The sequence below is a fragment of the Paraburkholderia sp. A1BS-2L genome (assembly GCF_051125205.1).
Classification (GTDB): domain Bacteria; phylum Pseudomonadota; class Gammaproteobacteria; order Burkholderiales; family Burkholderiaceae; genus Paraburkholderia.
The window spans coordinates 749878-764785 of sequence record NZ_CP120429.1; the positions used below are offsets into that span (position 1 = coordinate 749878).

16 protein-coding genes and 3 pseudogenes are annotated in these 14908 nt (G+C 60.4%); 9 read left to right on the top strand and 10 right to left on the bottom strand.

Going from position 1 to position 14908, the window contains the following annotated elements; all coding sequences use genetic code 11:
* Positions 1-6 precede the first annotated feature (6 nt).
* From P5W98_RS18210 to P5W98_RS18225, 4 genes and pseudogenes are all read left to right on the top strand, one after another.
* Positions 7-249: an acetyl-CoA carboxylase gene (locus P5W98_RS18210; RefSeq protein ID WP_421027074.1), complete on the top strand. Its 243-nt coding sequence runs from the start codon at positions 7-9 to the stop codon at positions 247-249.
* A 4-nt stretch (positions 250-253) separates the two neighbouring features.
* Positions 254-490 (top strand): annotated as a pseudogene (locus P5W98_RS18215) (biotin carboxylase N-terminal domain-containing protein); the annotation flags it as partial.
* Between the two features lie 49 nt (positions 491-539).
* A complete protein-coding gene (locus P5W98_RS18220) occupies positions 540-1388 on the top strand; it encodes a 5-oxoprolinase subunit B family protein (protein WP_421026644.1) in 849 nt (282 codons plus the stop codon).
* A 222-nt stretch (positions 1389-1610) separates the two neighbouring features.
* Positions 1611-2984 (top strand): annotated as a pseudogene (locus tag P5W98_RS18225) (purine-cytosine permease family protein).
* Positions 2985-3042: 58 nt separating this feature from the next.
* On the opposite strand, the gene P5W98_RS18230 reads toward P5W98_RS18225, so the two are convergent.
* Positions 3043-3333 carry a LysR substrate-binding domain-containing protein gene (locus P5W98_RS18230; RefSeq protein ID WP_434716972.1) on the bottom strand — a complete coding sequence of 97 codons (291 nt, stop codon included), beginning with the start codon at positions 3331-3333 and terminating at the stop codon, positions 3043-3045.
* 174 nt (positions 3334-3507) lie between these two features.
* Here P5W98_RS18230 and P5W98_RS18235 point away from each other — a divergent pair, with 174 nt between their 5' ends.
* Positions 3508-3723, top strand: a complete 216-nt coding sequence (locus P5W98_RS18235) for a hypothetical protein (RefSeq protein WP_421026642.1) — start codon at positions 3508-3510, stop codon at positions 3721-3723.
* A 301-nt stretch (positions 3724-4024) separates the two neighbouring features.
* Here P5W98_RS18235 and P5W98_RS18240 read toward each other — a convergent pair whose 3' ends face one another.
* Complete coding sequence (locus P5W98_RS18240) at positions 4025-4762, bottom strand: BON domain-containing protein (protein WP_421026641.1); 738 nt, start codon at positions 4760-4762, stop codon at positions 4025-4027.
* A 383-nt stretch (positions 4763-5145) separates the two neighbouring features.
* Here P5W98_RS18240 and P5W98_RS18245 point away from each other — a divergent pair, with 383 nt between their 5' ends.
* The 3 genes and pseudogenes from P5W98_RS18245 to P5W98_RS18255 form a co-directional block, all read left to right on the top strand.
* Positions 5146-5301: a hypothetical protein gene (locus P5W98_RS18245; protein ID WP_421026640.1), complete on the top strand. Its 156-nt coding sequence runs from the start codon at positions 5146-5148 to the stop codon at positions 5299-5301.
* 33 nt (positions 5302-5334) lie between these two features.
* Positions 5335-5805, top strand: a complete 471-nt coding sequence (locus tag P5W98_RS18250) for a YbhB/YbcL family Raf kinase inhibitor-like protein (RefSeq protein WP_421026639.1) — start codon at positions 5335-5337, stop codon at positions 5803-5805.
* A gap of 253 nt (positions 5806-6058) precedes the next feature.
* Positions 6059-6187, top strand: a pseudogene (locus P5W98_RS18255) (DDE-type integrase/transposase/recombinase); the annotation flags it as partial.
* A 7-nt stretch (positions 6188-6194) separates the two neighbouring features.
* Here the strand turns inward: P5W98_RS18255 and P5W98_RS18260 are convergent.
* Complete coding sequence (locus P5W98_RS18260) at positions 6195-6440, bottom strand: hypothetical protein (RefSeq protein ID WP_421026638.1); 246 nt, start codon at positions 6438-6440, stop codon at positions 6195-6197.
* Between the two features lie 156 nt (positions 6441-6596).
* On the opposite strand from P5W98_RS18260, the gene P5W98_RS18265 reads away from it, so the two are divergent.
* Positions 6597-7556, top strand: a complete 960-nt coding sequence (locus P5W98_RS18265) for an IS5 family transposase (RefSeq protein ID WP_421026637.1) — start codon at positions 6597-6599, stop codon at positions 7554-7556.
* Between the two features lie 88 nt (positions 7557-7644).
* Here P5W98_RS18265 and P5W98_RS18270 read toward each other — a convergent pair whose 3' ends face one another.
* The 7 genes from P5W98_RS18270 to P5W98_RS18300 all read right to left on the bottom strand — a co-directional run bounded on the left by P5W98_RS18270 (position 7645) and on the right by P5W98_RS18300 (position 14884).
* Positions 7645-8073, bottom strand: coding sequence for a hypothetical protein (locus P5W98_RS18270; protein ID WP_421026636.1), 429 nt, complete (start codon positions 8071-8073; stop codon positions 7645-7647).
* Between the two features lie 1155 nt (positions 8074-9228).
* The gene (locus P5W98_RS18275; protein ID WP_421026635.1) at positions 9229-10092 is read right to left on the bottom strand and encodes an SDR family oxidoreductase; all 864 of its coding nucleotides are present in this window, start codon (positions 10090-10092) and stop codon (positions 9229-9231) included.
* A 247-nt stretch (positions 10093-10339) separates the two neighbouring features.
* Entirely contained in the window at positions 10340-11968 is a 1629-nt protein-coding gene (locus P5W98_RS18280) for an electron transfer flavoprotein-ubiquinone oxidoreductase (RefSeq protein WP_421027073.1), read from the bottom strand.
* Positions 11969-12068: 100 nt separating this feature from the next.
* On the bottom strand, positions 12069-12320 hold the full coding sequence (locus P5W98_RS18285; RefSeq protein WP_421026634.1) for a hypothetical protein: 252 nt from the start codon (positions 12318-12320) through the stop codon (positions 12069-12071).
* A 47-nt stretch (positions 12321-12367) separates the two neighbouring features.
* Positions 12368-13306 carry an electron transfer flavoprotein subunit alpha/FixB family protein gene (locus P5W98_RS18290; protein ID WP_421027072.1) on the bottom strand — a complete coding sequence of 313 codons (939 nt, stop codon included), beginning with the start codon at positions 13304-13306 and terminating at the stop codon, positions 12368-12370.
* A 25-nt stretch (positions 13307-13331) separates the two neighbouring features.
* Positions 13332-14081, bottom strand: coding sequence for an electron transfer flavoprotein subunit beta/FixA family protein (locus tag P5W98_RS18295; protein ID WP_421026633.1), 750 nt, complete (start codon positions 14079-14081; stop codon positions 13332-13334).
* A gap of 56 nt (positions 14082-14137) precedes the next feature.
* The gene (locus P5W98_RS18300) at positions 14138-14884 is read right to left on the bottom strand and encodes an SDR family NAD(P)-dependent oxidoreductase (protein ID WP_421027071.1); all 747 of its coding nucleotides are present in this window, start codon (positions 14882-14884) and stop codon (positions 14138-14140) included.
* Between the last annotated feature and the right edge of the window lie 24 nt (positions 14885-14908).

Below are 14908 nucleotides of genomic sequence, written 5' to 3' on the forward strand. Positions count from 1 at the left end.
GACATGATGGCACTGCACGATATCGTCAGCCCCCTGCCGGGCACGTTCTACCGGCGTCCCTCGCCCGAGGCGGAGTATTACGTCGCCGTCGATTCCGCTGTACAGGCCGGCGCAATCATTGGCCTCGTCGAAGTGATGAAGCAGTTCACCGAAATCGAAGCTAGCGTGTCGGGCCGCGTGATGGAGCTTCTCGTCGAGGATGGGGAACCCGTGGATGCGGGACAAGTGCTGATGCGCATCGAGGAGTGAAACCATGAACATGGAAACTTCAACGACGGAGTTCTACCGTCCCACGCGCATCCGAACCGTTCTGGTCGCAAATCGTGGCGAGATCGCGCTGCGCGTGATTCGCGCGGCGCAGGAGCTTGGCATGCGTGCGGTGGTCGTGGTGAGCGACGCGGACCGCGAGAGTCTCGCCGCCCGCATGGCGGACGAAGCCGTGCATATCGGTTCATCGCATGCGGTGAAGAGCTATTTGAATCCCGCGGCCCGGCGCAAGCGAATGCGATGGCAGGCACAACTAGCGCACGGGAGGCGTCATGACCATACGCTATACCTTTGGCGGCGACGAATTCGTATTCGCTGAGATCAGCGAAGAGATATCGCTGGATGCATTCTTCAAGGGCACGGCGATCACGCGCGAACTCCAACGCCGCAACGTGGCTGGGGTGACCGAAATTTGCCCCGCGAATGCCTCATATCAGGTGCGTTATGACCCGGGCGTCATCGCCCCGGATGCACTTGTCGCGCTGCTTCGGAGCATCGAGACCGAAGTCGGCGAAGCCACGCTCAACATCGACACGCGCATTGTCGAAGTGCCTGTGCTCTACGGCGATCCCTGGACGCACGAGACGCTCATGCGCTTTCGAGAGCGACACCAGGATCCATCTTCGACGGACCTGGAATACGCGGCGCGCATCAACGGCAAGCGTGATGTCGACGCATTCATTGCGGCGCATGCCGGCTCGCCGTGGTTCGTTTCGATGGTCGGCTTTGTTGCGGGACTACCGTTCATGTACCAGATGGTCGAGCGCGAGCGTCAGCTTCAGGTGCCCAAATACCTGCGGCCGCGCACCGACACGCCGAAGTTGACGGTCGGCCACGGCGGGTGCTTCGGCTGTATCTATTCGGTGCGTGGCGCAGGCGGTTACCAGATGTTCGGCGTGACGCCCGCGCCGATTTTCGACCCCGCGCAGCGGCTCGATTATTTGCGCGACTTCATGGTGTTTTTCCAGCCCGGCGACATCGTGAAGTTCAAACCGATCGACCGTGCGGCCTACGACGAGGCCATGGCCGCCGTCGAGGCAGGCACGTTCTCGCTACGCGTTCGGCCGGTGAACCACGCCGCGAGTATCAGCATCGCCTTGCCCTGCTACGCGAAGCGCTAGCACGCTAATCCGTTAGGGGCTCAGGGGCGGTCGGCAGCAGCACCGCTCCCCCGCTTGTCCCTTTCGCGTTTCCGCGTTCCGTGCGGCCTCGGGCCACACGGCGGGAGCGCTCGCACCTTCTTTTTAGCATCGGCTGCCCGATCGGCGTCACGGCAGCCCCGCGGGTTGAATCGCAGCCCGGTACGGACGCCCTTCGCTACATGCAGACTCAAGGAGCAGATCATGGCCAACCTGGCTCAGGAAAGCACGGGAGGAGACGTCGATCTTTCGACGGTTGCCATTCCCGATAGCGCAAAAATGCCCCCCTTTGCGCTGACGATGGCGTGGTGGGCGGTATGTAGCGCGGTGTTCTACATCGTGGTCGGCGCGACGCTTGCGCTGAACTATGGCGCGCGCAACGCATTGATCGGCATGGCGCTCTCGGTCGTATCTTATGGCGCCATCAACATGGTCATCAGCCGATACGCCATTCGCACGGGTTTATCGGTCGCACTTTTTTCACGCGTACTGTTTGGAAGCGCAGGAGCTGCCCTCGCTACGTTGATCTTCTTCGCAACAGCCATTTACTACGCGGTATTCGAGGGCTCGGTCATCGCGGTTGCAGCCAATCATCTGTTTCCCGCTCTGCCATACAAGTGGGCCGCGCTGATCGTGGTCTGCTATAGCGTGCCGCTCGTATTCGGCAGCGTGCAACACTGGCTGGACAAGTTCAACGGCGTTCTGCTGCCCTTCTATCTGCTGGGACTCCTGGCCGCCGTGGGACTCGCGACCTGGGAATACGGCTACAACGCGTCCTGGCTGGATTTCGGCCCCACGGCCGCCGTACCAGCCGACGGCTGGTGGCACTGCTTCGTCTATTACATGGGCGTGTGGGTCCTCATGATGTTCACGTTCGACTACGCCCGCTTCGGACGCAAGGAAGATGCGCGATATCACGGCCGGTACAATTTTGGCATGCCGTTCTATCTCGTCACCTTCCTTGTAAACGGCGCGGCGGGCATTTACCTCGTCAGCACGATTCCTGGCCTTGGTACGCATTCCGAAGTTTCTGTTGTGCTCGCATTTCTCAAGTTGATGGGCATCTGGGGATTGCTGTTCGTCTGGGTCACACAATCACGAATCAACACTGCTAACTACTATCTTACGACCATCAACATGCAGGCATTCTTTCTGAAGGTCGCGGGTCTGCGAGCGCCAAAGTTCGTCTGGGCACTGGTCGTCGGCGTTGTAGTCTATGCGCTGATGATGGCCGACATTCTCTCGAAGATCCTGTTGGCACTCGCCTGGCAAGGTGTCTTCGTTGTCGCGTGGGTGGGCGTAGCGCTTGCCCACATCATGTCAACCCGCTATGTCCAGCTTGTCGGCACCGATATCGAATGTCGGGATACCCACGTACCGCAATTCAATCCAGGCGGCTTGATGGCCTGGTTCGCAGGCGCATTCGTCGGGCTCGCGTTGAACAATGCTTCGGGTTTTCTCGCGTAGCTTTCCGCGCCCGCCACCTTCCTCATTTCATGGATTGTCTATAGCGGCCTGCTGGCCGGTGCAAAGCGGACCTGGTTCGTGCGGACCCATATAAGCGGATCGGCCGAGTAGCGGGGACTCATGTCGAATCAGCATGCCGCGATGACCTGTCAAGAATCGCGGCGCCCGGTTATCCCCGGGCGGAAGAATTACGTCTGACTTTAGGGCGCGCCATACTCCACTCGGGTCTCGCGCGGCGCTTGAGAAAGTCGACCAGCGCGCGCGTCTTGGCAGGCAGCCACGTTCGATTGGAATAGAGCAGCCATGCGACGCCGTCGAAATCGCCAGGCGTCGCGTCGTAATCGGGCAGTACGTCGACGAGCCGGCCCGCGGCCAGATCGTCTGCGGCCAGCCACGCCGGCAGGATGGCGGGGCCCGCGCCCGCGAGCACGAGCTCGCGCTGTGCAAGCCCATTGGTCACGCAGATGCGCGGTCGCGCAGCAGCCAGTCGGCTGGGGATTGGGGCCACACGCGAAATGGACAACGGGTCTACGTTGCGCTGTTTCGCAACGCCCGAAAAATTCCCGTGCCGGCTTGCAGCGACTGAGCATCTGTATCAAGATCAAGTCGCCTCATGAGGAACAGGCGACTTGCCATGACTGACCATCCCGAACCCGATCTCGATCCCGATGCCGATCCCGACAAGCTGAAAGGCCCCGGCGGCATGACGTTAAGGCAGATCCACGATCAGGTGCAGAAGAGCGTTGAGCGGGACCGCGAGGCCCTCGCCGCGCACCACGCATTCGTTCCCCCGCAGAGCCGGTGGCAACGATGGGTCCGGTATGTATGGGGGCGCACCGGACGACGCTAGCAGCCGCTTGACAATGCATGCGCCGAACGGCCCCCCGCATCGGAGTGGCACTCCTGGCGCGAACGGCTCAATGCGGTAGTAGAGCCATAACTGCCGGCTACATTCGAACCGCAGGTCCGTGCGCTGCTGGCCCGGCTGGACGCACTCCGTAGCGCGCCGCGTACCCGTGCGTAGGCAAACACTGCGCGCCATGCTGCTCAAGCTGTCCGAGCACGCAGACGCGCTCGACAATCTGCCATCGCTTCGTACTGCTTTTCGAAGGAGGGGCGTTCACATGGCTGAGGATACGCCCCCAACACCGTCAGGCTCGCACCTCGATCCGGTTGACCACGCCAGAAATTGTGTCCAGGCACCACGCATCCATCTCTGCCTGCCGCCTCTCAGCTTCAGTTGCCACGCATCCCGCGAGCGTAATCCGCTTGTCCTCCACATTGATGGTGATTTGCCCAGCGTGCACGCGCGGATCGGTTTCGAGCACAAGCGTGAGTGCCTCGCAAATCTCTTCGTCGCCATCCGCTTCAGCGGGCACCAACTCCAGCAAGTTCACCACGTCCCGGCACCCGCCGACCCACCACGCGATCGCACTCGCGAGTCGTCGATGCGACAGGCTGATCACCTGGCCCGTCAAGGTCACGACGCCATCTTCAACCGTCACCTCCACAACGCCGCTGCCCTCCTCGCCGGCCTGGTCCATGGTGCCACGCAGCATTTCGAGCTGGCCTTTCACGCGCATGCAGATCACGCAGTTGCGGTATTCGACCGTCTGCAAAATGCGTTCGCAGATCCGCGTGCGCAACTCGCCATCCCCGATCGGCGGCTCAGCGCTAACGCGCAACTGGTCGATGATCGGTTCGCCGGCGCTGTAAGCCCGGGTCAACTGAATCAGCCGTTTCTTCGACGCAACGTCCGGCACCTCGCCGGCAACAGTCAAGGCACCGCTCTCGAAGCGGATATGAATGGGGGAATTGTGGAGTTTCAGGTGCGATTCGCGTTCGAGCGCTGCCATCACCTGCCTGAGGATCGCTTCGGTGCGTTGCATGATCTGCCTCGCGCAAAGGGGGATGAAGCAGCGCCCACCGCGCCGCAGCCCAAAACTAGTCGGGCGAGGTGGGCGCTGCCCATTTCATTATAGATATGGCGTCCGTCCAATCATCGATGCTGCTCTGCGGCATCTGGCCGGTCGCGCACGATTGTGACGGAGCACGGCGCGTAGGCGATCACTTGCCTCGCGCTCAGTCCAACTCACAATCGGTCGCCCGCACCGGTCCTTACGGCGCCCGACGAAATCAGCATCGCAGCCGACGAGCAGCGCGGTTTCGCTACGCCGGAGGTTTGTAACCAGCCTGCTCGAGTTGAGCCAGTCCGTCCTGCAACGACTAGAATTCAAGGATGGTCGCATTCCCATTCCAGAAGGAGGCTGCCATGACTCAGTCAATGATCAGCTTTTGGGTTGCCCTTGTGGTGCTCGTTGTCGTTGCAGCGGCCTTGTCCCGTCGCTACAGGCGAGATCACCCGGGTGAGAGCCTGAGCCAGTGGCTCGACACGCACCATATGGGCTGGATGCATCGCAAGCACTAGCCGGCAGCGCGGAAAGACGCCGAGGAGTACACGATGGCCTTCACCCTCAGCTCGCAGGCTTTCCAGGACGGGGGCGAGATTCCTCGGCGCTATACCTGCAAGGGCGCGGACGTTTCGCCGCCGCTCGCGTGGTCCGGGGTACCCGCCAATGCGAAAAGCCTCGTGCTGATCGTGGACGACCCCGACGCGCCCGACCCAGCCGCACCAAGGATGACATGGGTCCACTGGCTGCTTTACAACATCCCGGCGACGGCGCCCGGCTTTCAGGAGGGTGCCGCGACGGGCGCGCTCCCTGCCGGCACACTCGAAGGGACCAACGACTTCCATCGCACCACATATGGCGGCCCATGCCCGCCGGTTGGCCGTCATCGGTATTTTCACAAGCTCTACGCGCTCGACACCGTGCTGCCCGATCTTCACAAGCCGACCAAGGCGGCATTGGAGACGGCGATGAAAGGTCATGTAGTGGCGCACACCGAACTGCTCGGCACATTCCAGAATTAACACGCAGACGCTGTACGCGAACCCGGGACTGTCGATTCCGCGTCGATGCACAAAACTTTGGATTGCTTTTTAGTTTCTGCACACCATATCACTACCGGGTGACAGGCTTCATGCTTGACGTGGCTTTGCGGACTGAGGTCTCCGCGGGGACATAGCCTGCGAACTCCCCCCCAATGAACTGCACCCCAAAAGTTGGACACCGATCCAACCTTTGGGGTGTTTTCATGGCGAATTATGATGAGCTGTTCAAGCAGCAGACCGAACGACGCCGATCAAGGTCCGGCAGAACAGGTATCTGAACAACGTCATCGAACAGGACCATCGTGCCGTCAAACGTATTGTCAAGCCGATGACGGGTTTCAAGCGTTTCCGGTGCGATCGCGCGAGCGTTACGCCGCTTGCCGATAGCCCATCGCCGGCCGTTCGCCGCGCGGCGGGAAGACCTGCCAGAAGCCGTCGTCGTGCCGGAAGAAGAAAAGCGCTCGAGGACACGTCGGATGCGAGACCTCTACGCAGACGAACCGTCTGTGGCCCGCCGCAGTGCGGCCGAACTGCGTCACATGGGCGGGCACGGCCGGGGTCGGCGCCAGCCACTTCTCCACCAGCCCGTGCAGGCTTCGTTTCCGCGCACTCATCTCTTGTTTCCTCGTTTCATTCGACCTCTCGAATGGGCGTTGTTGCAGAAATTGGGGCGCTTCCAGGTGGACTGACGTTTACGTGCAACGCTCGGGTTGACCAGGATGTTAACTTCGCATCGAGCTGCGTAGATTCTCGATTTTTTCCCCGAGAAGATGCGCAAGGACGAACGCAAGGCCAGCGAACCCAAAGGGGTGTACCGCGTCAGGAACTGGCGGGATTACAACGCGGGCTTGATCGCAAGAGGCGATGTAACCATGTGGATTGATGAAGGCGTACTGACGCAGGTACCCGAGGCTGGCCCGACCAGGCACGGCCGACCGCGTGTCTACAGCGATGCAGCGATCCAGATGCTGCTCAGTCTCAAGCAAGTCTTTCATCTGCCGCTGCGCGCACTGCAAGGCTTCGCCCAGAGCTTGCGCAAGCTCGCCTTTCCGAGCTTGCCGGTACCCAACTACACGACCTTGAGCCGTCGCGCCCAGACCCTCAAGGTCGCGCTGCCGGCGCAACGTCCCCATGAGCCCATGCACCTCGTGATCGACAGCACCGGGCTGAAGGTTTACGGCGAAGGCGAGTGGAAGGTGCGCAAGCATGGCTGGTCCAAGCGTCGCACCTGGCGCAAGGTGCACCTCGCGATGGATGCGAACACAGGCCAGATCTGCGCCGCGCTGATGACCCATCAGGACGAAGGCGATGGCGAAGTGTTGCCCGATCTGCTCGACCAGATTCCGGCTGATGTAATGATCGATACCATCGCAGGCGATGGCGCTTACGACACCAAGCCTTGTCACGCGCAGATCGCCGCGCGTGGCGCCAGCCCGTCGATTCCGCCGCGCGAGGGAGCGAAGCCGTGGCCAGACCGCACGCCCGGCGCCACCTGGCGCAATGCAGCTATTGCCGCTATCGAAGGAAGCAGCAGGCGCGAATGGAAGCAGGCGAGCGGCTACCACCGGCGATCGCTCGCCGAGACCTTGATGTACCGGCTCAAGGTACTCACGGGCTCCTGTCTGTGGGCGCGCGCGACGGGCTCGCAAGCCACCGAGGTATCAATCCGTGCGGGTGTACTCAATCGCATGGTAGCCCTCGCTCGCCCGCAGTCCGTCCGTATCGCCTGAGATTGAGAGCACACAGATCATGTCGTCTCTACGCCTGATTTACGCAACAACGCCTCTCGAATGTCCCGCCCGCTCGGCATTGCGTTGCTCATGCGGCCGCCCTGACGAGTTCATCGGACAGCCCGAACTGGCGCGCGATCGTCAGAAGTCGCTCACGCCACTCCCATCTGCCGAATACGTCGTGTACGTTTTGCAGACAACTGAGAAGCTCGATCGTGACCGGGTCGTAGACGTTGATCCGCGAGCGAAGCAGCGCCCTGCGCAGCGCGGCGACGCCAACATCCATGTACGCCGGGATTGTGTGCAATGACTGTGTGCCGATATAGCGGACCGGAACGCCTTCGATCGCGGTTGTGTAATCGGAGGCCTTGATAAGGCAGCCGACAGGACATCCTCCACAGTAGCCGCGATATGCGCCGCCACCGTGTGGAAGCAGCGCCGCGCGGCCCTGGCAGAAGAGGTGCTCCACTGCCTGGTCGAAGATCTGCTGATAGGTCAGAAAATCACGGCTTTTCATGTTGCGGCTCCGCCAAATCTGTCAATGATTCGTGTCTCCAGTATGGCTGGTCGACGGTGCCTTGAAATCTGCCATAGGGAGTTCCCCCTTTGGGGGTATTGGCACCAATCAACCGCGAAAGCCACGACGGATTTGTCGCCTGAAAGTAGATTTGCTCGCGCGAGTGCAGTTCGTCTGGTACTTCGTTACAAACAATTCTTCCGAGAGGTACAAGGCTCAGTGCAACTAGAGTGCTGCCCGCCGATTCGCGTTGCCCTGGCGCTTTTTCGACGCGTACCCCATGCAAACGTGCGAGTGGGCGCGGCCCTTAAATGGAATCGAAAACCAGGCCATTTCGGACCGGGTAGATTAGGTCAAATTCAAGCGCGACGCGATTTCACTGAATTGGTCCATGCCGAGAAGCGTGGCGATCAAATCACTCTTTCGGGCCGTTGACATCGCGGCGGTGCGTGAAGGGTTGTCAATTGCCGGCGTAGGTTTTTCGCGGAGAAAGACATATGGCGTAGGTTCGTTCCCAACAGGGAGAAAACCTACGCCAGCATCGCCGATTCACACAGAAAAAGGTAAGCAGAGGCTAATCAACCCAGCGCTCGCACCCAACAGAATCTCTTTTAAATCAGCTACTTAGATCTAAATTCAGCAATTCCGACCGCTCCTCACCAATCCGAATATTTCTTTTCTTTCATTCGTTCATTATTTTTTCGGATATGTGAAAAGGCGGGTGCCATGCCGCTACGAAATTCTAGAAAACGCTTATTTTTCAACCATCTAAGCGCCGACACCGGCATTCATCCGAATGTCGATCTGACTATTCGTTTTCTTCGAAGTAGTCGCGCGGCCTTGTCTGGCAGGACATCGAGCAAAAACCTACGCCAAAACTTACGCCGGATCTCTTCGCAACTCCTTGGACATCGATGTCGCATTCCGGCAACAGAGGAAAAGGAAGCTTGATAGTTACCGCATAACTGGGTGTGCAATCACCGCGCAGAATGCCCGCAGCACCGTGAAGCGCCGGGTCATGGCGGCCGCTACATGGAGCGCACGGCCCGGTAGTCGCCTGGAGTTTTCCCCGCTGAACGCTAGAAGTTCTACAAAGGAAGGTGTCTGCATGCGATCCGGATTCATTGCCGCTTTCAATGAATGTGGCTGCAAACATCAGTCCTTTAACATCGCTGGCAGCGAAGACAGATGAAATCCGCAAAACGGCGTGCTGCGTTCATGTGCGGCAAGCGGCTGGCCACCCGGGGCGTTGATCGCTCCGCCGTCGACTCGCAGACAACTGCCGGTGATGTATGCCGCCGCCGGGGAAAGCAGGTAAACAATGCACGCCGAGACCTCGGCCACATCGCCATACCGCTGCATGGGAATGCCGCCGATGTGCGCACGGATGGCAGCCGCGCCATCGGCACTGTAGTTGTCGAAGCCGCTGGACGCGATCAGGCCTGGTGCCACCGCGTTGACACGCACGCCAGAAGGCGCCCATTCGACAGCCGCCGTTTCCGTCAAGTTGAGCATTGCGCTGCGGGCGGCAGCGGAATGAGCGAAGCCGGGCAGCCCATGATCCACGGCGGCGATCATGTTGACGATGACCCCGCCGTGCCGTTCCATCCAACGCGTGTAGACCTCTCGCATGAAGATGAAGCCGCCCGTCAGGTTAGTACGGACCACGGCTTCGAATCCCCGCGTGCTGAAATCTTTCAAGGCGCCGTAATACTGGCCGCCTGCGTTGTTGACGAGACCGTCGATGCGCCCCTTCAGCGTCAGCACTGATTCCACTGCGGACTCGACTGCTGAATCGTCGCGAATGTCACAACGATGAGCGGAAGCTTCGCCGCCCTCGGCTAGCAACTCATCCCGAACGGCATGCAGTTTCTCGACATTGCGGCCAACCAGCGCGACATGAGCGCCAAGAGAAACGAGCTCGTGCGCCGTGCAGCGCCCTATTCCGCTTCCACCGCCAGTGACGATAACAGTCTGCCCGGCGAACAGATCGCGCCGAAATACTGAGTGGTAGGGCATAAGCGGTCTCAAAGTAAAGCAATAGACGAATAACGCTCAGTGGGTCTCGGTGGTGCGGGGGGCCTTGATTCTCCGGTGCTCGCCGGGACAGCACCACCGCCCGCCCCTACGGACCGGCTGTTACTTGATGAAGCGCCTGCCTTCGATATGCCAAGAAGCGCGTGGGGGTCGCCTGAAAACAAATGATTTGAAACTGATCTTTTCGGGCTATCTCGCTGCCGGATTAAACCTGTCACCGCTCCGGCCGTTACATATTCGGGTAGTTGGGGCCGCCACCACCCTCGGGCGTCACCCACACGATGTTCTGCGTCGGATCCTTGATGTCGCAGGTTTTACAGTGCACGCAGTTTTGCGCGTTAATCTGCAGGCGATCCTCGTCTGAATCGTCCTTGACGAATTCATAGACGCCTGCTGGACAGAAGCGCGATTCGGGACCCGCGTAAGTTTTAAGGTTGATGCCCACCGGAACGGTGATGTCCTTCAGCGTGAGGTGGGCCGGCTGGTTCTCTTCGTGATTCGTATTGGAAATAAACACAGAAGAAAGGCGATCGAACGTGAGCTTGCCATCGGGCTTCGGATACTCGATCGGCTTGCACAGCGACGCCGGCTTGAGCATCTCGTGATCGCGATGCTGGTGATGCAGCGTCCACGGCACATTGCCGCCCATGAGCTTCTGCTCGATGCCCACCATCAGCGTGCCCAGGTACAGGCCCTTGCTCATCCACTGCTTGAAGTTGCGCGCCCGGTACAGTTCCGTGTAGAGCCATGACTGCTTGAACGCTTCCGGGTAGGCGGCAAGCTCATCGCACTGGCGGCCCGCCTGCACCGCGTCGAACGCCGCTTGCGCAGCGAGCATGCCGGTCTTGATCGCCGCGTGGCTGCCCTTGATGCGCGCCGCGTTCAGGAAGCCCGCGTCGTCGCCCACCAGTGCGCCGCCCGGGAACACGAGCTTCGGCAACGACATCAGCCCACCCGCCGTCATCGCGCGTGCGCCGTACGAAACGCGCTTGCCGCCTTCCAGGTATTTGCGGATCGCCGGATGCGTCTTGTAGCGCTGGAATTCCTCGAACGGCGAGAGATACGGATTCTGGTACGCGAGACCGACGACGAAGCCCACCATCACCTGGTTATTGTCCGTGTGATAGAGGAATGAGCCGCCGTAGCTGTCCTTTTCGAGCGGCCAGCCGGCCGTGTGGATCACCAGACCCGGCTTGTGCTTCGCCGGATCGATCTCCCACAGCTCCTTGATGCCGATGCCGTAGACCTGCGGGTCTGCGTCCTTGCCGAGCTTGAAATGCTCGTTCAACTGGCGGCCCAGATGCCCGCGGCAGCCCTCGCAGAACAGCGTGTACTTCGCATGCAGTTCCATGCCGAGCTGGAAGTTCTCGGTCGGCTCGCCATCCTTGCCGACGCCCATGTTGCCAGTGGCCACGCCCTTGACCGAGCCATCGTCGTTGTAGAGCACTTCGGCGGCCGGAAAGCCCGGGAAGATTTCCACGCCCAGCGCCTCGGCCTGCTGGCCCAGCCAGCGCGTGACGTTCGCGAGGCTGATCACATAGTTGCCGTGGTTCTTGAAGTTGTCCGGCAGCGCCCAGTTGGGCACCGTTTTCGCGCCATTTTCCGAAAGGAAAAGAAATTGATCTTCGGTAACGGGCACGTTCAGCGGCGCGCCCTGTTCCTTCCAGTCGGGAATGAGCTCGTCGATGGCGCGCGGATCCATGACCGCGCCCGAGAGGATATGCGCCCCGATTTCCGAGCCCTTTTCCAGCACGCATACGCCGATTTCGACGCCTTTTTCCGCTGCCAGCTGTTTCAGGCGGATCGCCGCGGACAGGCCTGCCGGGCCGCCGCCCACGATCACCACGTCGTATTCCATCGACTCGCGTTCCGTTGCGAGCTCATCTTCCAGGATTGTTGGGATCGACACCGAACATCACCTCCATTTCTAACTGCTGGATGCACTCTGCCGCGCACGTTCACGTGCGCTGAATGCCATACTGGCCGATCGCGGGCAACCTATTTTCGGGAGGAAACACCCGCCACGCACCATCGTCATGCCGAAAAAACACGATCTCGTAGACGCTCGACGTGCACACCGATTCAACGCGCACGTAGCGCCAGGTCTTGTATCGCGAGCGACTGAATTGCGTCACACGCGCCCTGCTCGTCGAGATCGGTCCAAGCCACTTTTCGACCTGCGCACGCAGCGAGCCGCCCCGGATTTCCATGCTTGCCTCCAATAAAGCGATTCAGTCGCCTCCTCAACTGGAATCACTCAAGACTGAAATGCGTTCGCCAGATTTGGCACCTGTTCGAACAGATCGCCGACGAGGCCGTAATCGGCCACGCTGAAGATGGGCGCCTCTTCGTCTTTGTTGATCGCCACGATCACCTTTGAGTCTTTCATGCCCGCGAGGTGCTGAATCGCGCCTGAGATGCCCACCGCGATGTAAAGCTGTGGCGCGACGATCTTGCCGGTTTGGCCCACCTGGTAATCGTTGGGGACGTAGCCTGCGTCCACTGCTGCGCGCGAGGCGCCGAGTGCAGCGTTGAGCTTGTCGGCGAGCGGCTCCAGCACTTTCGTATAGTTCTCGCCGCTGCCCAGACCCCGGCCGCCCGAGACGATGATCTTCGCGCTCGTGAGTTCCGGACGGTCGAGCTTCGTGACTTCACGGCTCACGAACTGCGAGAGGCCGGAATCTGCCGCTGCGTCGATTTTTTCCACGGTCGCGCTGCCGCTTTCTGCTGCGACGGCATCGAATGCCGTCGTGCGGACCGTGATGACCTTGATGGGATCTTGAGATTGCACCGTCGCAATCGCATTGCCTGCGTAGATCGGACGCTCGAACGTGTCCGGGTTCTCGACTGCGGTGATATCGCTGATCTGCGCGACGTCCAGTTTCGCGGCGATGCGCGGCGTGACGTTCTTGCCCGCAGCCGTCGCCGGCGCGAGGATGTGCGAGTAGTGCTTCGCGATGGAAAGAACCGTCGCTTCGACGTTTTCGGCAAGTCCTGCTTCGAGTTGCGGCGCGTCGGCCAGCACTACCTTCGCCACGCCGGCGATCTTCGCGGCTGCGTCAGCAGCAGCTTGCGCGTTGTGACCCGCGACCAGCACATGCACGTCGCCGCCGATCTTCTGCGCGGCAGCCACGGTGTTCAGCGTCGCAGCCTTGATGGTTACGTTGTCGTGTTCGGCTATTACCAGATTCACCAGATTCGTCATTTCTTTCTCGCTTACCTTACAGCACCTTGGCTTCGGTCTTCAGCTTCTCGACCAGCGTCTTTACGTCGGCAACCTTCACGCCTGCGCTGCGCTTGGGCGGTTCGGCAACCTTCAGGGTCTTCAGACGCGGCGCTACATCGACAACGAGATCCGAGGGCTTGACCGTTTCCAGCGGCTTCTTCTTCGCCTTCATAATGTTCGGCAGCGTGACGTAGCGCGGCTCGTTCAGGCGCAGGTCCGTCGTGACCACGGCGGGCAGCTTCAGCGACAGCGTTTCCGCGCCGCCATCGACTTCACGCGCGACCGTGGTCTTGCCATCGGCAACCGTGATCTTCGAAGCGAACGTCGCTTGGGGCAAGCCAGCCAAAGCAGCGAGCATCTGGCCGGTCTGGTTCGAATCGTCATCGATGGCCTGCTTGCCGAGAATGACCAACGAGGGTTGCTCCTTGTCGACGAGCGCTTTCAAAAGCTTCGCGACAGCCAGCGGCTGCAGGTCTTCATTCGATTCGACGAGAATCGCGCGATCCGCGCCGATCGCGAGCGCCGTGCGCAGCGTTTCCTGCGCTTGCGCGACACCGGCGGACACGACGATGACTTCCATCGCCACACCGGATTCCTTCAGACGAACTGCTTCTTCAACAGCGATTTCATCAAACGGGTTCATCGACATCTTCACGTTGGCGATGTCGACGCCGGTGCCATCCGACTTCACACCAACTTTCACATTGGCATCCACTGCCCGCTTGACCGCAACCATGACCTTCAAAATGCTCTCCTGACCTAAGGAACCTGCCCGTATCGTCTTTACATCCCTGTGTGCAATTAGCGCATGCCGCAATCGATATCGATGGTCATTGCGTTCAAGTAGGCGTTTTCGACGATATGCTTTACCAAGCCCGCGAACTCCGCCGGCCTTCCCATGCGCCGTGGAAACAGCATCTTTTCCACAATCCCGTCTGAAACCTTTTGCGGCATCCCCGCGGACATGCCCGACTCGAAAAGACCAGGCGCAATCGACACCACGCGGATGGCATGCTCGGCCAGATCGCGCGCGATCGGCAGCGTCATTCCGATCACCCCTGCTTTGCTCGCGCTATAGGCGGCTTGTCCCATCTGTCCCTGCCGCGCGGCACCCGACGACGTATTGATGATCACGCCGCGCTCGCCCGTTTCATCAGGTTCGTTGGCGGTCATGGCAAGGGCCGCGTAGCGAATGACGTTGAACGTACCCGTGAGATTGACGCCGAGCACCCGGTTCCAAAGGTCGGAAGAAAATAGCTGACCTTTCGAGATCGTCTTGCCCGGACCGAGAATGCCCGCACAGTTGACTGCAACGTGAACCGCTCCGTGCAGCTCGACCACGCGCTCGATACCCGAGCGCACACTGGTTTCGTTCGACACGTCGACGGCTATGCCATTCGTGCTGACACCGAGTGCCTCGTCGAGCCTGGTTTGGTCGAGATCGAAGCCCACCACCTTCGCGCCTGCCGCTGCAAGCGCCTTGCAGGTCGCGAGCCCCAGCCCGGAGGCCGCCCCCGTAACGATTGCCACCTTGTTTTGCAGATTCATCTTGCTTGCCCTTCCCATTGCGAT